This window comes from Sphingomonas pokkalii (genome assembly GCF_003096275.1).
GTDB classification, from domain to species: domain Bacteria; phylum Pseudomonadota; class Alphaproteobacteria; order Sphingomonadales; family Sphingomonadaceae; genus Sphingomonas; species Sphingomonas pokkalii.
Genome location: NZ_QENQ01000001.1, coordinates 3,342,624 through 3,364,710, shown reverse-complemented (window position 1 = coordinate 3,364,710; position 22,087 = coordinate 3,342,624). Strand labels below are relative to the sequence as shown.

At 67.3% G+C, this 22,087-nt stretch carries 18 protein-coding genes, 2 tRNA genes and 1 other RNA gene; 11 read left to right on the top strand and 10 right to left on the bottom strand.

Annotation, left to right across the window (positions count from 1 at the left end; all coding sequences use genetic code 11):
- Positions 1–9 precede the first annotated feature (9 nt).
- The 4 genes from DD559_RS15435 to tkt form a co-directional block, all read right to left on the bottom strand.
- Positions 10–927, bottom strand: a complete 918-nt coding sequence (locus tag DD559_RS15435; protein WP_116469969.1) for a class I fructose-bisphosphate aldolase — start codon at positions 925–927, stop codon at positions 10–12.
- A gap of 318 nt (positions 928–1,245) precedes the next feature.
- Entirely contained in the window at positions 1,246–2,436 is a 1,191-nt protein-coding gene (locus tag DD559_RS15430; protein ID WP_116470946.1) for a phosphoglycerate kinase, read from the bottom strand.
- Positions 2,437–2,784: 348 nt separating this feature from the next.
- Complete coding sequence (gene gap, locus DD559_RS15425; RefSeq protein ID WP_116469968.1) at positions 2,785–3,789, bottom strand: type I glyceraldehyde-3-phosphate dehydrogenase; 1,005 nt, start codon at positions 3,787–3,789, stop codon at positions 2,785–2,787.
- The gene (gene tkt, locus DD559_RS15420) at positions 3,786–5,753 is read right to left on the bottom strand and encodes a transketolase (RefSeq protein ID WP_116469967.1); all 1,968 of its coding nucleotides are present in this window, start codon (positions 5,751–5,753) and stop codon (positions 3,786–3,788) included. Before tkt ends, gap begins: the two co-directional genes overlap by 4 nt.
- A 137-nt stretch (positions 5,754–5,890) precedes the next feature.
- Here tkt and DD559_RS15415 point away from each other — a divergent pair, with 137 nt between their 5' ends.
- The 5 genes from DD559_RS15415 (at position 5,891) to DD559_RS15395 (ending at position 7,378) form a co-directional block, all read left to right on the top strand.
- The gene (locus DD559_RS15415; RefSeq protein WP_240610291.1) at positions 5,891–6,103 is read left to right on the top strand and encodes a hypothetical protein; all 213 of its coding nucleotides are present in this window, start codon (positions 5,891–5,893) and stop codon (positions 6,101–6,103) included.
- Entirely contained in the window at positions 6,103–6,405 is a 303-nt protein-coding gene (locus DD559_RS15410; RefSeq protein ID WP_116469965.1) for a cell division protein ZapA, read from the top strand. Before DD559_RS15415 ends, DD559_RS15410 begins: the two co-directional genes overlap by 1 nt.
- Before the next feature lie 13 nt (positions 6,406–6,418).
- A non-coding RNA gene (gene ssrS / locus DD559_RS15405) (6S RNA) lies at positions 6,419–6,578 on the top strand.
- Between the two features lie 21 nt (positions 6,579–6,599).
- Positions 6,600–7,154 carry a 5-formyltetrahydrofolate cyclo-ligase gene (locus DD559_RS15400; RefSeq protein ID WP_206364513.1) on the top strand — a complete coding sequence of 185 codons (555 nt, stop codon included), beginning with the start codon at positions 6,600–6,602 and terminating at the stop codon, positions 7,152–7,154.
- Positions 7,151–7,378 (top strand): DUF2842 domain-containing protein, encoded by a 228-nt coding sequence (locus DD559_RS15395; protein WP_116469964.1) that lies wholly within the window; start codon positions 7,151–7,153, stop codon positions 7,376–7,378. The genes DD559_RS15400 and DD559_RS15395 overlap by 4 nt, the downstream gene beginning before the upstream one ends.
- A gap of 27 nt (positions 7,379–7,405) precedes the next feature.
- Here DD559_RS15395 and DD559_RS15390 read toward each other — a convergent pair whose 3' ends face one another.
- The 5 genes from DD559_RS15390 to DD559_RS15370 form a co-directional block, all read right to left on the bottom strand.
- Positions 7,406–9,052 (bottom strand): M28 family metallopeptidase, encoded by a 1,647-nt coding sequence (locus tag DD559_RS15390; RefSeq protein WP_116469963.1) that lies wholly within the window; start codon positions 9,050–9,052, stop codon positions 7,406–7,408.
- Between the two features lie 84 nt (positions 9,053–9,136).
- A tRNA-Asp gene (locus DD559_RS15385) sits at positions 9,137–9,213 on the bottom strand.
- 70 nt (positions 9,214–9,283) lie between these two features.
- A tRNA-Asp gene (locus DD559_RS15380) sits at positions 9,284–9,360 on the bottom strand.
- Between the two features lie 46 nt (positions 9,361–9,406).
- The gene (locus DD559_RS15375; protein WP_438270424.1) at positions 9,407–10,618 is read right to left on the bottom strand and encodes an AI-2E family transporter; all 1,212 of its coding nucleotides are present in this window, start codon (positions 10,616–10,618) and stop codon (positions 9,407–9,409) included.
- A gap of 146 nt (positions 10,619–10,764) precedes the next feature.
- The gene (locus tag DD559_RS15370; protein ID WP_116469961.1) at positions 10,765–12,528 is read right to left on the bottom strand and encodes a class I adenylate-forming enzyme family protein; all 1,764 of its coding nucleotides are present in this window, start codon (positions 12,526–12,528) and stop codon (positions 10,765–10,767) included.
- A gap of 143 nt (positions 12,529–12,671) precedes the next feature.
- On the opposite strand from DD559_RS15370, the gene DD559_RS15365 reads away from it, so the two are divergent.
- The 6 genes from DD559_RS15365 (at position 12,672) to DD559_RS15340 (ending at position 20,216) form a co-directional block, all read left to right on the top strand.
- Positions 12,672–13,895 carry a serine hydrolase domain-containing protein gene (locus DD559_RS15365; protein ID WP_240610290.1) on the top strand — a complete coding sequence of 408 codons (1,224 nt, stop codon included), beginning with the start codon at positions 12,672–12,674 and terminating at the stop codon, positions 13,893–13,895.
- Between the two features lie 56 nt (positions 13,896–13,951).
- Positions 13,952–15,976 carry a 3-hydroxyacyl-CoA dehydrogenase NAD-binding domain-containing protein gene (locus tag DD559_RS15360; RefSeq protein WP_116469959.1) on the top strand — a complete coding sequence of 675 codons (2,025 nt, stop codon included), beginning with the start codon at positions 13,952–13,954 and terminating at the stop codon, positions 15,974–15,976.
- 162 nt (positions 15,977–16,138) lie between these two features.
- Entirely contained in the window at positions 16,139–17,323 is a 1,185-nt protein-coding gene (locus DD559_RS15355) for an acyl-CoA dehydrogenase family protein (RefSeq protein WP_116469958.1), read from the top strand.
- A 125-nt stretch (positions 17,324–17,448) separates the two neighbouring features.
- Entirely contained in the window at positions 17,449–18,573 is a 1,125-nt protein-coding gene (locus tag DD559_RS15350) for an acyl-CoA dehydrogenase family protein (RefSeq protein ID WP_116469957.1), read from the top strand.
- Entirely contained in the window at positions 18,573–19,451 is an 879-nt protein-coding gene (locus tag DD559_RS15345; RefSeq protein ID WP_116469956.1) for an acyl-CoA thioesterase, read from the top strand. Before DD559_RS15350 ends, DD559_RS15345 begins: the two co-directional genes overlap by 1 nt.
- A 144-nt stretch (positions 19,452–19,595) precedes the next feature.
- On the top strand, positions 19,596–20,216 hold the full coding sequence (locus DD559_RS15340) for a CAP domain-containing protein (RefSeq protein ID WP_240610289.1): 621 nt from the start codon (positions 19,596–19,598) through the stop codon (positions 20,214–20,216).
- A gap of 9 nt (positions 20,217–20,225) precedes the next feature.
- Here the strand turns inward: DD559_RS15340 and mutL are convergent, their stop codons facing one another.
- Positions 20,226–22,061 (bottom strand): DNA mismatch repair endonuclease MutL, encoded by a 1,836-nt coding sequence (gene mutL, locus DD559_RS15335; protein ID WP_116469954.1) that lies wholly within the window; start codon positions 22,059–22,061, stop codon positions 20,226–20,228.
- Positions 22,062–22,087 lie beyond the last annotated feature (26 nt).

Here is a 22,087-nt window from a genome sequence, read left to right as displayed (position 1 = left end):
GGGCAGGTTTCAGGCCTCCTCGCCCTTGTAGATCGCGACCAGCTTGTCGAGCATCGCCAGCGCTTCGGCGCGCGGACGCTGGAAGGTGTTGCGGCCGATGATCGAGCCGTTGCCGCCGCCGGCGAGAATGTCGCGGGCGTCCTGGTACACCGCATCGGCCCCCTTGGCGGCGCCGCCCGAGAAGACGACGATGCGGCGGCCGGCGAAGCAGCTCTGCACGACATGGCGCACGCGGTCACCCTGGGCCGACCAGTCGGTGCCCTCGTACAGCTTCTTGGCCTCGGCCTGCTCGACATGGTTGCTCGGCAGCTTCACCTTGATGATGTGTGCGCCCAGCAGCGCCGCCATGTGCGCGGCATAGGCGCCGACGTCGAGCGCGAGTTCGCCGTCCTTGCTGAGCTTGCCGCCGCGCGGATAGGACCAGATCACCGTGGCGATGCCGACCGAAGCGGCCTCGGCGCGCATTTCCTTGATCTCTTCCATCATCTCGAACACGCCGTCGGCGCCCGGATAGATGGTGAAGCCGATCGCCGAGCAGCCGAGCCGCAGCGCATCATCGACACCGCCGGTCACCGCCTGGTCGATGCCGGTCGCCCAGCTGTTGGAGCTGTTGACCTTGAGGATGGTCGGAATCTGGCCGGCAAAGGTGTCTGCACCCGCCTCGATCATGCCCAGCGGCGCGGCATAGGCGGAAAGCCCCGCATCGATCGCCAGCTGGAAGTGGTAATGGGGATCATAGGCGTCGGGATTGACCGAGAAGCTGCGCGCCGGACCGTGTTCGAAGCCCTGGTCGACCGGCAGGATGATCAGCTTCCCCGTGCCGCCGAGCCGGCCCTGCATCAGGATGCGCGCAAGGTTCGCCTTCACCCCAGGATTGTCGGAGCCGTACTTGTCGAGGATCGCTTTGACGGCCGGCGTGATGCCCATGATGTTCCCCTCAATGGTGATGTCGAGCGGGTCCCTATCGCGGGCGATTGGTTACGAAAAGGCTGACAACGCTGGTCACATGCTGCGGAGCAAAACTTATTCCGCAGCAGCGTAACAGCTCGATAACCTGGCAAGAAATTGGTACGGTATTGGTTCGCACAAGCGTCTGGATTGACGCGGTACCATTTGCGCGGTCACCCAAGACTGCACCCGCGCAGCGCGAATCATGACCAGGCAGCGGCATCGTGGAAAAGAAAAGGGCGGGAGCGCAACCGCATCCCGCCCCTCCCTGCTATCGGCTGCCGGGCCGTTCGGCCGTCAGCGTGCCAGCGCCGCGACGCCGGGCAGTTCCTTGCCTTCCATCCACTCCAGGAAGGCGCCGCCTGCTGTGGAGACGAAGCTGAACTCGCCGCCCACGCCGGCCTGGTTGAGCGCCGCCACCGTATCGCCGCCGCCGGCGACCGAGACGAGCTGGCCTTCCTTGGTGAGCGCGGCCGCGGTGCGGGCGAGCGAGACGGTCGCCGCGTCAAAGGGCGGGATCTCGAACGCGCCGAGCGGGCCGTTCCACACCAGCGTCTTGCAGGTCTTGAGCACGTCGGCGAGTGCCTCGGTGGCCGCCGGGCCGACATCGAGGATCATCTCATCGGCGGCGACTTCGTGGACGTTGACGGTGCGAACCGGCGGATTGGCGCGGAATTCCTTCGCCACCACCACGTCGTAGGGCAGGTGGACGGTGCAGCCCGCGGCATCGGCGGCGTCGAGGATTTCCTCGGCGGTGCCGGTCAGGTCGTGCTCGCACAGGCTCTTGCCGACATCGACGCCGCGGGCGGCGAGGAAGGTGTTGGCCATGCCGCCGCCGATGATCAGGTGATCGACGCGTGCCACGAGATGCTTGAGCACGTCGAGCTTGGTCGAGACCTTGGCGCCGCCGACCACCGCCGCCACCGGATGCTCGGGATTGCCGAGCGCCTTGTCGAGCGCGTCGAGCTCGGCTTCCATCTGGCGGCCGGCAAAGGCGGGCAGCTTGTGGGCAAGGCCCTCGGTCGAGGCGTGCGCACGGTGCGCGGCCGAGAAGGCGTCGTTGACATAGAGGTCGCCGAGCGATGCGAAGCGATCGACCACGGCGGGATCGTTCTTTTCCTCGCCGCCGAAGAAGCGGGTGTTTTCGAGCAGCGCGATGTCGCCGTCGTTCAGCGTCGCGACCGCGGCGGCATCGCCTTCCCAGTCGATATAGCGGACCGGGCGGCCGAGCACCTGCGACAGGGGCTCAACCACCTGCGACAGCGAAAACTCCGCGCTGGGATTGCCCTTGGGACGGCCGAAATGGGCGAGGATCAGCACCTTGGCGCCCTTGTCGGCCAGTTCGGCGACGGTCTGGATCGCGGCGCGCAGCCGCGTGTCGTCGGTCACCTTGCCGTCGGCCATCGGCACGTTGAGGTCCTCGCGGACCAGCACCCGCTTGCCGGTGATATCGCCCATGTCGTCGAGCGTCTTGAAACTGCGCGCCATGCTGAACCCCTCGCGTTTGAATATCTGCGCGAGCGGCATCCTGATGGCGGAGCGCTCGCACCCTGCGCTTGTGCCGTTGGCCGCCGTGCCGCCCCCGCCCCACCAGCGTCATCCCGGCGGAAGCCGGGATCCATTGGCCTGGACGTTGTGGCTCCTGCCTCGCCCGGGGGGCGAATGGATCCCGGCTTTCGCCGGGATGACAGAAGAGGAGCTACCCAGCGACGCTACGGCCGCTTTGAAGATGGGAGGCGCTGCAGGCCATGCATCCGTCCTCCCCTCCCCCGCCTCTCCCGCTAGCGGGAGAGGCATGTAGAAGTGTCCTCCCCGCCTGCGAGGAGGACGTTGGTATCAGAGCCCGGCCATCACGGTCGCAGTGTCGACCATGCGGTTCGAGAAGCCCCATTCGTTGTCGTACCAGCTGACCACGCGGACCAGCTTGCCGTCGATCACCGCGGTTTCCAGGCTGTCGACGGTCGACGATGCGGGCGTGTGCACGATGTCGGCCGAGACGATCGGATCGGCGGTGTAGACCAGCACGCCCTTGAGCGGGCCGCTCTCCGACGCCGCCTTCAGCACCGCGTTGACTTCCTCGACGGTGGTGTCGCGCTTCGGCTGGAAGGTCAGGTCGACCAGGCTGCCGTCCGGCACCGGCACGCGGACGGCCGAACCGTCGAGCTTGCCCTTGAGCTCGGGCAGCACCTCGCCCACCGCGCGGGCGGCGCCCGTCGTGGTCGGGATGATCGACATCGCAGCGGCGCGCGCACGGCGCAGGTCCGGGTGGATCTGGTCGAGGATCTTCTGGTCGTTGGTATAGGCGTGGACCGTGGTCATCAGGCCGCGCTCGATGCCGATCGCGTCGTTGAGGACCTTGGCGACCGGCGCCAGGCAGTTGGTGGTGCACGACGCGTTCGAGACGATGGTGTGCTCGGCGGCCAGCTTGTCATGGTTCACGCCGTAGACGACGGTGAGGTCGACATTCTTGCCCGGGGCCGAGATCAGCACCTTCTTGGCGCCGGCGTCGATGTGCTTCTGGGCCGATGCGCGATCGGTGAAGAAACCGGTGCATTCGAGCACGATGTCGACGCCGTTCTCGGCGTGCGGCAGGTTGGCGGGATCACGCTCGGCGGTGACCTTGATGCGCTTGCCGTCGATCACGATGTCGTTGCCGTCGGCTTCGACCGTGCCCGGATATTTGCCGTGGACGCTATCGCGCGCGAACAGCCAGGCGTTGGACTTCGCGTCCGACAGGTCGTTGATCGTCACGAGCTCAAGGCCGCTTTCCGGGCGCTCGAGGATCGCCCGCGCAACCAGACGGCCGATCCGTCCGAAACCGTTGATCGCAACCTTCGTCATGCCTGTTCTCCGTTCAGCTTAGCGAGGATCTGGGGCACGATGGCGCCCGCAGTGAGACCGAAATGTTCGTAGAGCCGTAGATAGGGGCCCGATGCGCCAAAGCTATCCACGCCGAAACGCAGCCCATCGGTGCCGGTGTAGCGCTCCCACCCGAAGGTGGTGCCGGCTTCGATCGACACCTTGAGCGCGTCCGCCGGCAGGATGTCCCGCTTGTAGGCGGCATCCTGCGCATCGAAACGCTCGAAGCAGGGGACCGAGACGACATCGGCGCCGATGCCCTGGGCTTCGAGTGCGTCGCGGACGGCGACGGCGACTTCGACTTCGGAGCCGGTTGCGAGCAGCACCACCTTGCGCGGCGCTTCCGCTTCCAGCAACGCATAGGCGCCGCGGGCCGAGCGGTTCTCGGCAGCTTCGCTGCGCAGCTGCGGCAAGTTCTGGCGGCTGAGCGCAATCAGCGAGGGACCGTCGTTCTTCGAAAGCGCGGCTTCCCAGGCCTCGGCGGTCTCGACGACGTCGCACGGACGCCAAACGTCGAGATTGGGGATGACGCGCAGGCTCATCAGATGTTCGATCGGCTGGTGGGTCGGGCCGTCCTCGCCAAGGCCGATCGAATCATGCGTCATCACATAGACGACGCGGGCGTGCTGGAGCGCGGAAAGGCGGATTGCCGCGCGGGCATAGTCGGCGAAAACGAGGAAGGTGCCGCCATAGGGGATCACGCCCCCGTGCAGCGCCATGCCGTTCATCGCCGCGGCCATGCCGAATTCGCGGATGCCGTAGTTGATGTAGCGGCCGCCATAATTGTCGGCGTCGAGCCGCTGCAGCCCCTTGGTCAGCGTGTTGTTCGAACCCGTAAGGTCGGCCGAGCCGCCGATGGTCTCGTCGAGGATCGCGTTGACCGCCTCCAGCGCCAGCTCGGACGCCTTGCGGGTCGCGACCTTCTGCGGGTTGGCAAGCAGCTGCTGGACATGCGCCTGGAGCAGGTTCGGCTGCACATCGCCGCGGCGTTCCCAGCCGAGGCGATCCGGATGCGCGGCCAGGCGTTCCTTCCAGGCAGCGTGCGGCGCGGCGCCGCGGCTGCCGGCTTCGAGCCAGGCGTCGCGGATCTCGCCCGGGATTTCGAACGGCGCGTGGTTCCAGCCGAGCGCGGCGCGGGTGGCGTTGATTTCGTCCTTGCCCAGCGGCGAACCATGGACCTTGGACGTGCCCTCCTTGTTCGGCGCGCCCTTGCCGATCAGCGTGCGGCACTTGACCAGCACCGGCTTGTCGCTCGCTACCGCTTCGTCGAGCGCGCGAACGATGTCTGCCTCGTCATGCCCGTCACATTCGACGACGTGCCAGCCGGTCGCGCGATAGCGGGCGGGAATATCCTCGACCGACGAGAGCGAAACCGGCCCGTCGATCGTGATGTTGTTGTCGTCCCACAGCACGATCAGGCGGTTGAGCTTGAGGTGGCCGGCGATACCGATCGCTTCGTGGTTGATGCCTTCCATCAGGCAGCCGTCGCCGGCGATCACCCAGGTGCGGTGGTCGACGAGATCGTCGCCGAAGGTCGCGTTCAGGTGCCGCTCGGCGATCGCCATGCCGACCGCCATCGCCAGTCCCTGGCCCAGCGGGCCGGTGGTGCATTCGACACCGGCAAGCTCGAAATTCTCCGGATGGCCCGCGCATGGGCTGCCGATCTGGCGGAAGTTCTTGATGTCTTCCAGCGTCGGGCGGACATAGCCGGTGAGATGCAGCAACGAATAGAGCAGCATCGAACCATGGCCGGCCGAAAGCACGAAGCGATCGCGATCGGGCCAGGCGGGATCGGCGGGATCGAATTTCAGATAACGCTGGAAGAGGACCGTCGCGACATCCGCCATGCCCATCGGCATACCGGGATGGCCCGAATTCGCGGCCTCGACCGCGTCCATGGAAAGTGCGCGGATGGCATTGGCGCAATCGGCGAAGGATGCTGTCACTTGATATTCCCCGTCTCGTCGCGGATGCCTTTGGAAGCGGGAAACGCGCGCGTCAACTGTCCGCCCGCCGCACAGCTGCGATAGGTTGCAGCTACCAAGGCTTGTGGACTCGGCGATCCATGCTATCCGACTTGGCGATGCCCGACCTTGTAGCAGACCGGATCGAGCGAGCGCTGGCGCGTATCGAAGCCGCCGCCGCCAAACGCGCCTATGCCGCCGCCCAGCTGGAGCGCCGGCATGCGCAGCTGCGTGGACGCATCGAAACCGCGATCGCCGATCTCGACGATCTTATCGCGCGCGAGATCGATGGCGAGTCCGGGGCGGATGCCGACGGGGTGGAGGCGGGCTGATGGCCGAAATCACCCTTCAGATCGCCGGCCGCAGCTATTCCGTCTCCGCACGCGAGGAAGACGAACCGCATCTCCGGCACATCGAGAACCGCATCGCCCGCCACGCCGAAACCGCCCACCGCGCCGCCGGCGGGCTCGGCAGCGAGCGGACCCTGCTATATTTGGTGCTGATCCTGGCGGACGCGCTGGACGAGGCGGAAGCGAGACCAAAGGACGATCTGTCGCCCATGCTGCTCGAACGAATCGCCGATCGGCTGGAAGCGGTTGCCTTGGCCCTTGAGGAAAGCGCCGCGACGTCCTAGATTGGCACCGTGGCGGGAACTGCCCGGTGCGAGCCTTAGCAATTATCCCTGAGGCTATAATCTTCATCCATGGGAGCTGTCCCTGTGCAGATCCTGGTCTGCAACACATGGTTCCCACCTGACGTTCTGTGCGTCGGTGGATATTCAGGCCAACGGCCCATGGTGGTTCCCGTCACACCCTGCAGGACCTCGCGATGCTGAGCGACAAGCCCGCCCTCCGCGCCCGACTGCGCGCCACGCGCGACCTGTTCGCCGCGCAATCGAGCACCGCGATCCGCGCGCCCGAGGCCTTTGTCGAGCGACTCACGCCGGGGATGATCGTCGCCACCTACTGCCCGGTGGGCAGCGAGGCCGATCCCACCCAGCTTGCCGCCGCCGCCGCCGAGCGCGGCTGCGCGCTTGCGCTGCCGCACGTGATCGACCGCGCCGCGCCGATCCGCTTCCTTGCCTGGGAGATGGGCGCCCCGCTGGTCGCCGGCCCCTTCGGCCTGCGCCAGCCGGACGAATCCGCGCCCGAGATTGCCCCGGACGTGATCCTGACGCCGCTGGTCGGCTTCGATCCCCGTCTTAACCGCCTGGGCCAGGGCGCCGGCCACTACGACCGCGCCTTCGCCCGCTACGAGGCGGCGTGGCGGGTGGGCGTCGCGTGGTCGGCGCAGGAAGTTCCCGCCCTGCCCGCCGATATCTGGGACGTCCCCCTGCACGCCGTGGTGACCGAGCAGGGCATGCGCTGCCATTCCGAGCCATGAACCCCAGCTGGCGCAAACCCGCCGGCGCGCTGGCGATCATCGGGCTGATCCTGGTGTGGGTGGTGCTGGTCGCCAGCTTCTCCGGCCAGATCGGCGGCCTGCCGATCCTGGTGCAGACGCTGATCTACCTGGCGCTGGGAATCGTCTGGATTCTACCGCTCAAGCCGTTGCTGCGCTGGATGGAAACCGGGCGCTGGCGGTTGCCCCCTCCACCACGCCGCTAGCGCGGCGGCGATGGAAGGGGCCCCGCCTCAGCGCCGCTCCCGCACCGCCTTGAACTCCGACCCCGCCTTCCACGTCGGCCAGGCCGATCCGTTCGCCAGCTCCGCGCCGATCGTCCCCAGCAAATCGATGTCCTGCACCGCGCCGTCCAAGTTCCAGTCCGGCCCCCAGGCGTCGCAGGCCTGGTGGTAACACTGCCCCGTATAGGCATCGATCCACGCCTGCCCGGCCGCCACCCCGCCCTGCTTGAGGTCCGAGGCGCCGGCGATGCCCATCAGCAGCAGCGTCGGCACGCCCTGCTTGGCGAAGGAGAAATGGTCCGCGCGGTAGAACAGCCCGCGTTCGGGCAGCCCCTCCGGTGTCACCCGGCGCCCTTGCGTCGCCGCGACGCGGGCCATGTCGTCCTCCAGCGTGTTCTGCCCCTTGCCGACCAGCACCACGTCGTTGGCGAGGCCCGCGGTCTGGAGGATGTCGAGCGTCAGATTGGCGACCGTCTTGGCCATCGGCACCACCGGGTGCTGGGTGTAGTAGAGCGAGCCGAGCAGCCCCCGCTCCTCCGCCGTCCAGGCCGCGAAGACGACGCTGCGCTTGGGCGCCGGCCCTGCCTTCATGCTCCGCGCGATCTCCAGCAGACCGGCGATACCCAGCGCGTCGTCATTGGCGCCCGCGCGGTAGATGCGGCCCTTGGCGTCGGGCTTCCCCGCCCCATATGCATCCCAGTGCGCACCGAACATCACCGCCTCGTCGGGCCGTTCGCTGCCGGGGATCTTCGCCAGCACATTATAGCTGTCCACCTGCTCGGCGGTCACCGGCACGTCGGCGGTGAAGCGCACGCCCGCCAGCGGCACCGGCCGGAAGCTCGCCTTGCGCGCCTCGACCCGCAGCTTGGCCAGGTCCAGCCCGGCCGCGGCGAACAGGCGCGTCGCCGCCCCGCCCTCCAGCCAGCCCTGCAGCGCCACGCTGGTGAGGTCCTCGGGCTTGCGGACGATGTCGTAATTCTCGCCGCCGCTGCTGATCACCACGTTCCAGCCATAGCCGGCGCCGGGCGTGTCATGGACGATCAGCGCGCCCACGGCGCCCCGCCGCGCGGCTTCCTCGAACTTGTAGGTCCAGCGGCCATAATAGGTCATCGTCCGGCCGCCGAACTTGCCGGCGACCGGCTCGCCCTTGTCCGCCGAGAAGTCCGGATCGTTGACCAGAAAGACCGCGACCTTACCCTTCAGGTCGGCGCCCTTGAAGTCGTCCCACTGCCGCTCGGGCGCGGTGACGCCATAGCCGACGAACACCACCGGCGCGTTCGCGATTCGCGCGGCGGCATCGGGCCGAATCGTCGAGACGTAGAGGTCCCTGGCCTGCTCCACCGGCATCGCGCCCCTGGGGCCATCGAACCGCAGCGTGGCGGGCGTGCCGAGGCGCGTGTGGAGCAGCGGCACCTTCTGTAGCCACTGGCCGTCCGGACCGGCGGGTTGCAGCCCCAGCGCCTCGAAGCGCGCCACCAGATAGCCGAGCGTGCGATCTTCGCCGCGGGTGCCGGGCGCGCGGCCCTCGAACGAATCGGAGGCGAGCGTGCGGACGGTCTGTTCGATTCGCGCGGGATCGGCGGCGATCTGGGCCGAGGCGGGGATGGCGATGGGGGCGAGCAGCAGCGCGAGCGCGCGGGCAGAAGTGCGGATCATCGCAGCGGCTTAGCGCAGAAACGGGAGGGCCTGCAAAGGGCCCGGCCAGCGCGCATGTGCTTCTTTTCTGGGAGATGCGCCGCATGGCGCGAGTGACGGGGCTCGAACCCGCGACCTCCGGCGTGACAGGCCGGCGCTCTAACCAACTGAGCTACACCCGCTTGCTTCCAAGCGAGGAAATCTTGGACGGCCAGTCGCCGCCGGATTCCATCTGGGATCCCGCATGGCGAGTGGCGCGAGTGACGGGGCTCGAACCCGCGACCTCCGGCGTGACAGGCCGGCGCTCTAACCAACTGAGCTACACCCGCTTGAGCCAAGCGAGGAGGCGGCACCTAGCCGCGCGAATTTGGGCTGTCAACCGGATTGATCGGGGTCTGCGCGACGGCGACGGCGAACTTCCCCCGGATCGCGCACCAAGGTGCCGTGTTCGAACAGGAATCCCGCGATATCGGGCTTGCCGGCCGCGTTCAGCACGGTCTGGATGATGATCAGCAGCGGCACGGCCAGCAACGCACCGGTGGTGCCCCAAACCCATCCCCAGAAGCTGAGCGAGATCAGAATCATGATCGGGTTGATCGTCAGCCGGTGCCCGACGATCAGCGGCGTCACCAGATTCGCTTCGACCAGATGCGCACCTACCATGATAGCGGGCGGCACCATGGCCCAGCCGATATCGGGATAGGTCATCAGCCCCCCCACCGCGAGCAGCACCGCGGCGATCACGGGGCCGATATAGGGAATATAGTTGAGCAGCGCGACGATACCGCCCCACATCAGCGGCGTCGGCATCCCCATCAGCCACAGGGCCCCGGCGACGATCAGGCCGAGCGTGAAGTTGATGAGCGTGATCGTGCCCAGATAGGCCGAGGTATCGTCCACCACATCCTGGATCACCCGTGCCGTCGCCATCGCACCGCCGAAGCTCGATCGACTGGTAATCGCCCGGCGCCGCAGCCGCGTCCACCCGGCGAGAAAGAAATAGATGACGAGTATCGCAAAGAACATCTCGATCAGGGCCGAGGGCGCGGAGGTGGTGAACAGATCCATCAGCGAGGTCGGTGGCTGGGCCGGAACCGGCACCGTCTGGCGCACCGGCGCCGACGCGAAGTTGTTCAGCGTCTTGTTCACGAACCGCTCGAGGTTCGAATAGAAGCGAATCACCGGTTCCAGATTATGCTGGATCTGCGGAATGCTCTCCGGCAGCCGTCGCACCCATTGCCACGCCGGCACCACGATCGAAGCGAGCGCGATGTTCGCCGCCGCGAGGAACAGCAACACGCACAGGAACGCCGCGATCGGTGCCGGCATCCGGTGGCGTTCCAGCCATTCCAGGAAGGGCACGAGCGCGATCGCGATCACCAACGACGCGGTGAGCGGCAGGAAGAAACGCGCGCCCGCCTGCAGCGCGAAGGGCAGCGCCAGCACCAGCCCCATGCCGGCGATCAGCACCAGGGCGGCGACCAGGCGATCGCGCCGAAGGCTGATCTGCCCTGCCGCCCCCTCCGCCTCGTCATTGGTGGCGAACAGATCATCGGCATAGTCCAGCCGATTCTCGCCTTCGCCCATCATTTCCGTCCGCTGGTCCACATCCAATCCCTTCGGGCGCACTCTAGATGCGTGCTCCAGTCGGGGCAATGACAGCGGCGGCGTCTGCACAATGGCAGGCGCAACCGGGCGGACGGGTTCTGATCAAGTCGAGGAAACGGTTTCCGTCAGGCAGCAGCCTCGCCGAAGAACATGCCACGCAGTTCCTTTTTCAATATCTTGCCATTGGCGTTGCGCGGCAGCGTTTCGCGCGAAAAGCGGATCGATACCGGCACCTTGAATGCCGCGATTCGGGCGGCGACCCATTGCTGCAATTCGGCTTCGCTGGCCGTCATGCCCGGCGCCAGATGCACCACCGCGACAGGTTCCTCCCCCAGCGAGCGATGGGGCACGCCGATCAGCGCCGCATCGGTAACCGCGGGATGGGCGTAGAGCACGTCCTCCACTTCCGAGGAGTAAATATTCTCGCCGCCGCGGATGATGATGTCCTTGGCGCGATCGACGACATAGAGGAACCCCTCGTCGTCCAGCCGCGCCAGGTCGCCGGTGCGCACCCAGCCGTCACGAAACGTCTCGGCCGTTGCCTCGGGCTTGTTCCAATAGCCCTTCACGATCATCGGCCCCTTGGCCCAGAGCTCGCCAACCTCGCCCACCGGCAGTTCGCGGGTGCCGTCGACGTCCATGATCTTGAGCTCGGCGACCGGCACCGGCGGACCGGCGCTGGTCGGGCGGGCGAGATAGTCCTCGCCGGTGTGATGGGTCACCGTCGCCATCGTCTCGGTCATGCCCCAGCCATTGCCGGGCAGCGCGCCGAACTCCTCATAGATGCGCTTCACCAGCTCGGGCGCCGATGGCGCGCCGCCGTAGGAGATCGTCTCCAGGCTGGAAAGGTCGTAGTTGGCGCGCTCGGGATGTTCGAGCAGCTGCCAGGCGATGGTCGGCACGCCGCCGGTCTGGTTGACCTTCTCGCGCTCGATGATCGCCATCGCCTCGGTCGCGTCCCAGCGGCGCATGAACACCACCGTGCCGCCGGCCGCGATCAGCGCCATCAGCCCGGCGCTGCACGCGGTGACGTGGAACAGCGGGATCACCAGCAGCCCCACCTTATAGGGCGGCGCGGGCGGCGGCACCTCTCCCCGGCGAAGCATCGCGCGCGCCACCGAATAGCCCGAGGTGAGGATGTTGGTCATCAGGTTGCGATGGGTGCCCACCGCGCCCTTGGGGTTGCCGGTGGTGCCGCTGGTGTAGAACAGCGTGACCTCGTCATCCGGCGCGATCGCCACCTCTGGAAAGGCGATATCGGCAAGCGCCGCCCAACTGTTGCAGGGGCCGAGAATCGATTCGAGCGCGACCGCCTCGCCCTCCAGCGGCGAACAGGCGCGGCTGACCACCACCCGTTCCAGATCGGGCAGCGCGGCGTAACATTGTTTCAGCCGCTCGTGCCGCTCGCCGTCGACGAACAACAGCTTGGCGCCCGAATCCTGCATGCCAAATTCGAGCTCGGCGCCGGTCCACCACGCGTTGAGCGGCACCAGGATCGCACCGATGCTCACCGCCGCGAAGAAGATCGTCGGCCATTCAGGCAGGTTGCGCATTGCCAGCGCGACGCGGTCGCCCTTGGCCACGCCGTGCGCCTGCATCCAGGTCGCGAGATGGCAGGTCGCGCGATAATTGGCTTCGTAGCTGACCCGCTCGTCCTGATAGACCGTGAAGGGGCGATCACCATAGCCGCGCGCCAGCCGGGCCAGGATCGCAGCGTTGGGCGGGCTGTTTTTCCAGACGCGCGTGGGAATGCCGCGGATCTCCACTGTCTCCATCTCGAACTTGGCGCCGGGCGCGGTCAGCAGTGCGTCGACGACAGCGAGCGGGGCTTTGGGCCAATCTGGGGGCAAGGGCACGATCGGTTCGAGGGTCAAGGCAGCTCTCTCCATCGAATTCTGAACTTTGGGTTTGGCCCGAAAGCCAACCATGCCCTACGTTAGTGTTGATTTGCAGCGCGCTCAAGGCAATAGAAAGCGGGCATCCGCGAGAAGGTGCATTGAACCAAATTCGAACGAGAGGTATGCCGTTAGCGATGGAAGTCGCCGATCCGATCGCCCATGGTTTCGATCCCGCCCGGCTGGGGCGGCTCGATGCGTTTTTGAAGGCCCGCTATCTCGATTCGGGCAAGCTGCCGCACGCCCAGCTGCTGCTCGCCCGCAATGGCCGGATCGTCCATTTCTCGCACCAGGGCGCGGCCCGCGAAGGCGGCGCGACGGTGGACGAATCGACACTGTTCCGCATCGCCTCGATGACCAAGCCGATCACCAGCCTCGCCTTCATGATGCTGGTGGAAGAAGGGCTGGTCGCGCTTGACACCCCGGTGCACCATGTTCTTCCCGAGCTGAAGGGCGTGGGCGTCTATGCCGGCGGCGGCGGCGGGGTGCCGTTCCTGACCAAGCCGACCGCGCAGCCGATGCGGATGGTCGACCTGCTCCGCCATACGTCGGGGCTCACCTACAGCTTCCAGAACCGCACCAATGTCGATGCGGCGTATCGAGAAGGCCGGATCGAGAACTGGCACGGCAATCTGACGCTGGACGAATTCGTCGCGGCGCTCGGCACGCTCCCGCTGGAATTCTCGCCGGGCGAGGCATGGAACTATTCGGTCTCCACCGACGTGCTGGGCGCGGTGGTGGCGCGGGTCTCCGGCCTGTCGCTCGACCGCTTCTTCGCCGAGCGGATCTTTGCGCCCCTCGGCATGCACGACACCTTCTTCCAGGTGCCGGAGGACAAGATCCACCGCCTGTCCGACTGCTGGACGATGCAGGAGGGCACGGGCCCCGAGCTCTATGATCGCGGCGAGGCCTCGGCCTGGGCGCGCTTCCCCCGGCTGGTCTCGGGCGGTGGCGGGCTGGTGTCGACCGCGCTCGACTATCACCGGTTCAACACCCTGCTGCTGAACCGCGGCGAACTGGACGGGGTGCGGATCGTCTCGCCGAAAACGATCGACCTGATGACGACCAACCACCTGCCCGGCGGCAGCGACCTCGCCGCCATGTCGCGCGCGCTGTTCAGCGAGACGACCAATGCCGGCACCGGCTTCGGGCTGGGCTTCGCGATCAACCTGGATGTGGCCAAGACGCTGATCCCGGGCTCGGTCGGCGAATTCTACTGGGGCGGCATGTACTCGACCGCCTTCTTCGTCGACCCCGTTGAGCGGATCTCGATGGTGTTCATGACCCAGCTTTCTCCGTCGATGCTCTACCCGATCCGGCGCGAGCTGAAGACGCTGATCTATTCGGCGCTCACCCGATGAGCGCCCCTCACCCCCTCCCGGCTCCGGCCGGAATTGCGAACTAGGAGTTCGATTGCATGTCAGTGATTACCACCAGCCGTCAGGGCCCTGTCCTGATCCTCACCTCCGACAATCCGCCGGTGAACGCGCTCGGCGCGGCGGTGCGGCAGGGGCTGCAGGCCGGCATCGAGGAAGCCAAGGGTGACGACAGCATCCAGGCGGTCGTCATCCTCTGCGCCGGCAAGACCTTCTTCGCCGGGGCCGACATCACCGAGTTCGGCAAGGCGATGGCCGAGCCGTCGCTGCCGGTGCTGGTCGACCAGATCGAGGCACTCGACAAGCCGGTGATCGCCGCCGTCCACGGCACCGCGCTCGGCGGCGGGTGCGAGGTGGCGCTGGCCTCGCATTATCGCATCGCCGTGCCCTCGGCGAAGTTCGGCCTGCCCGAAGTGAAGCTCGGCATCCTCCCCGGCGCCGGCGGCACCCAGCGCATGCCGCGCGTCGCGGGCGTCGAGGTGGCGCTGGAGATGGCGACCAAGGGCGATCCGATCTCGGCCAGCCAGGCCAAGGACGCGGGCCTCGTCGACCGCCTCGCCGGCGAGGACAGCCTGCTCGCCGACGCCGTCGCCTTCGCCAACGAGGTGATCGGCAAGCCGGTCTCGCGTTCCAGCGAGCGTCCGGTCACCGTCGATGCCGAGACCTTCGCCAAGTTCCGCGCGGCCAACGCCAAGCGCTTCCGCGGGCTCGATGCGCCGAACACGATCATCGACATCATCGAGCAGACCGCCGGCAAGCCCTATGCCGAGGGCGTCCAGGCCGAGCGCATGGGCTTCATGAAGCTGATCATGGGCACCCAGTCGGCGGCACTCCGCCACATCTTCTTCGCCGAGCGCAAGGCGGCCAAGATCGACGGCATCGCCGACGACATCCAGCTGCGCGACATCAAGCGCGTCGGCGTGATCGGCGCCGGCACGATGGGCGGCGGGATCAGCATGAACTTCCTCTCGGCCGGCGTGCCGGTGACCATTGTCGAGATGGCGCAGGACGCGCTCGACCGCGGCACCGGCGTGATGCGCAAGAATTACGAGGCGACCGCCGCCAAGGGCCGGATGACCGCCGAGCAGGTCGAGAAGGCGATGGGCCTGCTCAAGCCGACGCTGAACTTCGACGATCTCGCCGAGTGCGACCTGATCATCGAGGCCGTCTATGAGAGCATGGACGTGAAGAAGGACGTGTTCGGTCGGCTCGACACAATCGCCAAGCCGGGTGCGATCCTCGCCTCGAACACCAGCTATCTCAACATCGACGAGATCGCCGCCGCCACCAGCCGTCCGCAGGACGTGGTGGGGCTGCACTTCTTCTCGCCGGCCAACGTCATGAAGCTGCTGGAGATCGTCCGCGGCGCCAAGACTGCCGACGACGTGCTGGCGACCGCCATGGCGCTCAGCAAGAAGATCAAGAAGGTCGCGGTGATCGCGGGCGTCTGCTACGGCTTCATCGGCAATCGGATGCTGATGCCGCGCCAGGTCGAAGCCACCAAGATGCTGCTCGAAGGCGCCACGCCCGAGCAGATCGACAAGGTCCATGTCGCCTTCGGCATGCCGATGGGGCCGTTCCAGATGGCCGATCTCGCCGGTGTCGACATCGGCTGGCACCGTGATCCCAACCGCATCGAGAATATCCGCGACGCGCTCGCCGCCGAAGGCCGCTGGGGCCAGAAGAAGGGCGCCGGCTTCTACGATTATGACGAGAAGCGCCAGCCCTCGAACAGCCCGCGCGTCGCCGAGCTGATCGAGGAATGGCGCGGCAAGCTGAACGTGCCGAGCCACGAGATCACCGAGGAGGAGATCGTCGTCCGCACGCTCTACACCATGGTCAACGAAGGCGCGCTGATCCTGGCCGAAGGCATGGCCCAGCGGGCGAGCGACATCGATGTGGTGTGGGTCTATGGCTATGGCTGGCCTCCGTATCGGGGCGGGCCGATGTTCTGGGCCGACACTGAAAGCCTGAAGAAGATCGTCGAAGGCCTGGAAAAGTATGGCTTCGAAGTCGCCCCGCTGCTCCGCGAAAAGGCGGAGAAGGGCGAGAAGTTCAACCGGTGACCTGATCTTCCCTCTCCCTCCTGCGGGAGAGGGAGGGAGGCGCGAAGCGCCGGAAGGGTGAGGGTGCGTGAGGTAGGCAAGAGTCACCCTCACCCTCCCACCGCCTGACGGCGGCGGGCCCCTCCCTCTCCCGCAGGCGGGAGAGGGGTCTGAGGAGAGGATATGACGCAGGATCTCGACACGTTCCGCAGGGAAACCCGCGCCTGGCTGGAGGCGAACTGCCCAGCGACCATGCGCGAACCGATCCGGTCCGAGAAGGACATCGTCTGGGGCGGGCGCAATCCCGACTGGGCGCATCCCGACCAGAAGCTGTGGATGGACCGGATGGCGACACGCGGCTGGACGGTGCCCGACTGGCCGACGGAGTATGGCGGCGGCGGGCTCTCGCCGGCCGAGACCAAGATCCTGCGCGAGGAAATGAAGCGGATGGGCGCGCGCACCCCGCTCAACAGCTTCGGCATCTCGATGCTCGGGCCGGCGCTGCTCAAATACGGCACCGAGGAACAGAAGCTCGAACATCTCCCCAAGATCGCGCGCGGCGAGATCCGCTGGTGCCAGGGCTATTCCGAGCCCAATGCCGGCTCGGACCTTGCCGGCCTCCAGACCTGGGCCGAGGATGCCGGGGACCATTATGTCGTCAACGGCCAGAAGGTATGGACCAGCTATGCCGACAAGGCCGACTGGATCTTCTGCCTGGTCCGCACCTCGAAGGAGGCCAAGCAGGGCGGCATCAGCTTCGTGCTGTTCGACATGGCCTCGCCCGGCGTCTCGACCAAGCCGATCCTGCTGATTTCCGGCTACTCGCCTTTCTGCGAAACCTTCTTCGACAATGTGAAGGTGCCCAAGTCCCAGCGCGTCCACGAGGAGAACAAGGGCTGGGACGTCGCCAAGTATCTGCTCGGCCATGAGCGCGAGATGATCTCGGGCATGGGCCTCGACCGCGCGGGCGGCAACCCGCTGATCGAAGGCGCGATCGCGACGATCGGGCTCGACGACCAGGGCCGGCTCGCCGATCCGATCCTGCGCGCGCAGATCGCGCTGTTCGAGGTGCGGATGCGCGCCTTCTCGGCGATGTCCGAGCGGTTCCTCGACGAGCTCAAGGCCAGCCGCGCCCATCCGGCCCAGCCGAGCATGATGAAATATGTCGGCACCGAGTTGAACAAGCAGCGCCACGAGCTGATCATGGCCGCCGGCGGATCGGACGCGCTGGAATGGGAGAGCGAGGCCTCGGCCAAGGGCGCGAAGCCCCGCGCCTGGCTGCGCACTAAGGCCAATTCGATCGAGGGCGGGACGAGCGAGATCCAGCTCAACATCGTCGCCAAGCGGATCCTCGAATTGCCGGGCTGAAAGCCCTCTCCCCACCGGGGAGAGGGTTGGGAGAGGGGCAGTCCCAGAGTCACATAACGGGCCGGCGCGAGAGACTGCCCCTCTCCCCGGCCCTCTCCCCGGAGGGGAGAGGGAGGAATGGAACGATGCCGCTCTACCTCAACGACGAACAGACGATGCTCCGCGACACCGCCCGCGAGTTCGTCGCCGAACATGCCCCCGTCCGCCATCTGCGTGCGCTGCGCGACGCCAAGGACCCGACCGGGTTCAGCCGCGACCTGTGGAAGCAGTTCGCCGAGATGGGCCTCACCGGCATCCTGATCCCCGAAACGTCCGGCGGCCTGGGCCTCGGCCATGTCGAGGCGGGCGTGGTGCTGGAGGAGATCGGCCGCAACCTCACCCCCTCCCCCTTCCTATCCACCGCCGTCGCCGCGGTCGAGGCGCTGAAGGGCACCGGCCATGCCGATCGCTGGTTTCCCGGTATCGCCGCCGGCGAGGCGGTGATCGCGATCGCGCATGACGAAAAGCCCAAATTCGGCCGCGCTGTCGCGCTCAAGGCTGAGCGGGCGGGCAACGGCTTCCGGCTGACCGGCGCCAAGCGCTTCGCCCACCACGCCCATGCCGCCGACCTGATCCTCGTCACCGCCCGCACCGCCGGCAGCGATACGGACACCGCCGGCATCACCCTGGTCGCGATCGATCCCAAGGCCGCCGGGCTCGACCTCCGCCCCGAGCGCCTCGCCGACTCCAGCCTTGCCGCGCACGCGACCTTCGACGGTGTCGAGGTCACCGCCGATGCGGTGGTGGGCGAGATCGATGCGGGCGCCGATCCGCTCGGCCGCCTGCTCCGCGCCGCCGGGGCCGGGGCCTCGGCCGAGCTGCTCGGCGTCGGCGCGGGCGCCAGTGACATGACGCTCGGCTATCTCAAGGAGCGCAAGCAGTTCGGTACGCTGATCGGCAGCTTCCAGGCGCTCCAGCACCGCGCCGCGCATCTCTACAGCGAGCTGGAGGTCGCCCGCGCCGCGACGCTCAAGGCGCAGCAGCTGCTCGATGCCGGCGAACCCGCCGACGAGGCCGTCGCCATCGCCAAGGCGATGACCGGGCTTGCCACCACGCTCGCGGTGCAGGAGGGTATCCAGATGCATGGCGGCATCGGCATGACCGACGAATATGATATCGGCTTCTACATGAAGCGCGCCCGCGTGCTCGCCGAGATGTTCGGCGATTCGAACTATCACGCGAACGCGCTTGCGGAGGCAGCTGGCTACTGATGACCGATCCCAAATCCCCCGAAGACCTGGTTGCCGCACTCACCGCGCTGCTCGATGTCGAGACGCTCGACACCGATCTCTATCGCGGCGCGCGCCAGCCCGGCGGCGTCGGCCGGGTGTTCGGGGGGCAGGTGATAGGGCAGGCGCTGCAGGCGGCGCAGCGCTCGGTCGAGGACGGCAAGGTCGCGCACTCGCTCCACGCCTATTTCATGCGCGGCGGAGACGAGAATTACCCGATCCTCTATCGGGTGGTGCGCGATTTCGAAGGGCGCAGCTTCGCCAATCGCCGCGTGATCGCGATGCAGAAGGGCCAGCCGATCCTCAACATGGCGGCCTCGTTCCAGCTGCCCGAAGAGGGGCTGCACCATCAGGACGTGATGCCCGACGTGCCGCCGCCCGAGGCGCTCCGCTCCGAAGCCGAGCTGCGCGACGACATCCGCGACCAAATCCCGGAAAAGTTCAAGCGCTTCTTCCTGCGCGCGCGCCCGATCGAGATCCGTCCAGTCCATCCGCGCAACTGGTTCCGGCCCGAAGCGAGCCCTCCGCGCCAATATAGCTGGTTCCGCGTCGTGGCCCCGTTGCCCGACGAAGCCGCGCTGCATCGCGCGATGCTGGCCTATGCCAGCGACATGATCCTGCTCGGCACCTCGATGCTGCCGCATGGCGTGAGTATCGTCAGCGGCCATGTGCAGACCGCCAGCCTCGATCATGCGCTGTGGCTGCACGCGCCGTTCCGTTTCGACGACTGGCTGCTCTACGCGACCGACAGCCCCTGGGCCGGCCATGCCCGCGGCTTCAACCGGGGCAGCATCTACACCCGCGACGGCAGGCTGGTGGCGAGTGTCGCGCAGGAAGGGCTGATCCGCGTCAAGAACTGACGCATCCGTCCAGCCTCCCACCCCCCGGCGCGTTCGTTGCACAACCACAACCAAATTGCTTGAAAGCCGCTCTTCCGGCGCGCAAACGATCGGCCCTGGGGAGGGTGGAGATCGATGCGCGCGGGGCTTTGCGGATTCTTGGGCATGACGCTGCTGGCGGGTGCGCCCGCCGCGCACGCGCAGAACCTGCAAGTGCAGTTGATCGCCCGCATCAACGCCGTTCGGCAGGATCCCGGCGCCTATGCCGCGCAACTGCGCATCTATCGCGGATACTTTCGGGGCACGATACTGATCCTGCCGGGCGAACCTGTGCCGGTCCTTACCCGCGAAGGCATTGCCGCGGTGGACGAAGCGATCGCCTTTCTGGAACAACAGGCGCCGCTCCCGCCGCTTGCGCACGCGCCGCTGCTGGAACAGGCGGCGGCGGCATTCGCACAGGCGCAAGGGGCGATCGGCGCACGCGGACATGTCGGAGCGGACGGCTCCACCCCAGGCGAGCGGGTACGCCGGCTCGGCGGCGACATCTATCTGGGCGAAGGCATCGCCTATGGCGCGCCCGATGTGGAATCACTGCTGCGTGAAATGGTGGTGGATGATGGCGTGCCAGGTCGCGGTCATCGCACGCTGTTGTTCAACCCGGACTTTCGCTTCGCCGGTGCCGGATGTAGCCCGCACGCCACGCTGGAGCATATCTGCGTGATCGACATGAGCGCGACGATCGACGGCAGCCCGGTGAAGATCCTCGTCCCCGCGGCGCGCCCCTAATCCGCAGGGCTATTTCCGGCCGAAGAGCTTCTCGATATCGCCATGCGCCAGTTTCACCCAGGTGGGGCGGCCATGGTTGCACTGCCCCGAATGCGGCGTGACTTCCATCTCCCGCAGCAGCGCATTCATCTCCGCGACCGAAAGGATGCGGCCGGCGCGGACCGAGCCGTGGCAAGCCATGGTGGAGGCGACATGATCAAGCCGTTCCTTCAGGCTCAGCGCCTCGTCGAAGCTGGCGAGTTCATCGGCGAGATCGGTCACCAGGCCCTGGACATCGCCGGTGCCGAGTGCCGCCGGCACCGCGCGGACCAGCATCGCACGCGGTCCGAAGCGTTCCAGCTCGAGCCCAAAGGCGCGCAGTTCCTCGGCGCGGGCTTCGAGCCGGTCGCAGCCGGGTTCGTCCAGTTCCACCACTTCGGCGAGCAGCAACGCCTGGCTCGGAACCGCGCCGCCAGCCATGGCGCGGCGCATCCGTTCCAGCACCAGCCGCTCGTGCGCGGCGTGCTGATCGACGAGGACGAGCCCGTCCTCGGCTTCAGCGACGATATAGGTCTTGGCGACCTGTCCCCGCGCGACGCCGAGCGGGAAGTCGGTCGCGAGCGGCGCTTCGTGCCGCGCGGGTTCGGCGCGGGCCTGGGGCGGAGAGGCGAAGAAGGTGCCGGAGTCGCGAACGGCGCCGGAATACCGCTTAAGCCCCTCCTGCTGGGAGGACGAGCTGTGGTGAAGGGATTCCAGATCCAGCGTTGGTCTCGGTGAGACACTGCCCCACCCCACCCCCTCCGCTGAAGAAGAGGGGCTCAAAGGCACCGAGCCCGGCTGCCAATGTCCCAGCGCCGCTTCACTCGGCCGCTGCACGCTGCGATGCCCGGCTTCGTCGAGCGCCCGCCGCAGGCCGCTGACGATCAGCCCCCGCGCCAGGGCCGGATCGCGGAAGCGCACCTCCGTCTTGGCGGGATGGACGTTGACGTCGACCAGCTCGGGCGCAACATCGAGGAACAGCGCGACCACCGGGTGCCGATCGCGCGCCAGCATCTCGGCGTAGGCGCCGCGCACCGCGCCGACCAGCAGCCGATCTTTCACTGGGCGGCCGTTGACAAACAGATATTGGTGATCGGCCACCCCGCGGTTGAAGGTCGGCAGGCCAGCGACGCCGCCCAGCACCATGCCTTCGCGTTCGAAATCGATCGCGACGCTGTTTTCCTGGAGCGCGCGATCGGTGAGCGCGGCCACGCGGGCGGGCCTGCTCTCGCCGCCCTGCACGCCCAGCACGCGGCGTCCGTCATGCTCCACCGAAAAGGCGATGTCGGGCCGGGCCATGGCGAGCCGCTTCACCACGTCCAGACTCGCGGCATATTCGGCGCGCGTGGAACGCAGGAACTTGCGGCGCGCCGGCACCCGCCCGAACAACTGCTCCACCAGCACCCGCGTGCCGGGGGGCAGCGCGGCCGGGCCCTCGGCGATACGGGCGCCGTTATCGACGACCAGCGACCAACCTTCCGCGCCGCGCACCCGGCTTTCCAGCGTCAGCTGCGCGACACTGGCGATCGAAGGCAGCGCCTCGCCGCGAAAACCCAACGTCGCGACGTGCTCGATATCGTCGGTCGGCAGCTTCGAGGTGGCGTGCCGCTCCAGCGCGAGCGCCATTTCGGCGGCGGCCATGCCGCAGCCGTCGTCGATCACCTCGATCCGCTCGATCCCCCCACCGGCAAGACGCACGGTGATCCGGGTGGCTCCGGCATCGATGGCGTTTTCGACCAGTTCCTTCAAGGCGCTTGCAGGGCGTTCGACCACTTCGCCGGCAGCGATACGGTTAACAAGATGTTCGGGCAGGCGGCGTATTGACATGGCTGTCGCTGTAGCCCAAGCGACGG

Bases quoted from the DNA above. Each gene is read 5' to 3' on its own strand.
- DD559_RS15345 (WP_116469956.1), top strand. From the start codon at position 18,573: ATGACCGATCCCAAATCCCCCGAAGACCTGGTTGCCGCACTCACCGCG.
- DD559_RS15355 (WP_116469958.1), top strand. From the start codon at position 16,139: ATGACGCAGGATCTCGACACGTTCCGCAGGGAAACCCGCGCCTGGCTG.
- DD559_RS15400 (WP_206364513.1), top strand. From the start codon at position 6,600: ATGCTGAGCGACAAGCCCGCCCTCCGCGCCCGACTGCGCGCCACGCGC.
- DD559_RS15415 (WP_240610291.1), top strand. From the start codon at position 5,891: ATGCCCGACCTTGTAGCAGACCGGATCGAGCGAGCGCTGGCGCGTATC.
- DD559_RS15375 (WP_438270424.1), bottom strand. From the start codon at position 10,618: ATGGGCGAAGGCGAGAATCGGCTGGACTATGCCGATGATCTGTTCGCC.
- DD559_RS15350 (WP_116469957.1), top strand. From the start codon at position 17,449: ATGCCGCTCTACCTCAACGACGAACAGACGATGCTCCGCGACACCGCC.
- mutL (WP_116469954.1), bottom strand. From the start codon at position 22,061: ATGTCAATACGCCGCCTGCCCGAACATCTTGTTAACCGTATCGCTGCC.
- DD559_RS15390 (WP_116469963.1), bottom strand. From the start codon at position 9,052: ATGATCCGCACTTCTGCCCGCGCGCTCGCGCTGCTGCTCGCCCCCATC.
- gap (WP_116469968.1), bottom strand. From the start codon at position 3,789: ATGACGAAGGTTGCGATCAACGGTTTCGGACGGATCGGCCGTCTGGTT.
- DD559_RS15395 (WP_116469964.1), top strand. From the start codon at position 7,151: ATGAACCCCAGCTGGCGCAAACCCGCCGGCGCGCTGGCGATCATCGGG.
- DD559_RS15370 (WP_116469961.1), bottom strand. From the start codon at position 12,528: ATGGAGAGAGCTGCCTTGACCCTCGAACCGATCGTGCCCTTGCCCCCA.
- DD559_RS15410 (WP_116469965.1), top strand. From the start codon at position 6,103: ATGGCCGAAATCACCCTTCAGATCGCCGGCCGCAGCTATTCCGTCTCC.
- DD559_RS15340 (WP_240610289.1), top strand. From the start codon at position 19,596: ATGACGCTGCTGGCGGGTGCGCCCGCCGCGCACGCGCAGAACCTGCAA.
- DD559_RS15365 (WP_240610290.1), top strand. From the start codon at position 12,672: ATGGAAGTCGCCGATCCGATCGCCCATGGTTTCGATCCCGCCCGGCTG.
- DD559_RS15435 (WP_116469969.1), bottom strand. From the start codon at position 927: ATGGGCATCACGCCGGCCGTCAAAGCGATCCTCGACAAGTACGGCTCC.
- DD559_RS15360 (WP_116469959.1), top strand. From the start codon at position 13,952: ATGTCAGTGATTACCACCAGCCGTCAGGGCCCTGTCCTGATCCTCACC.
- DD559_RS15430 (WP_116470946.1), bottom strand. From the start codon at position 2,436: ATGGCGCGCAGTTTCAAGACGCTCGACGACATGGGCGATATCACCGGC.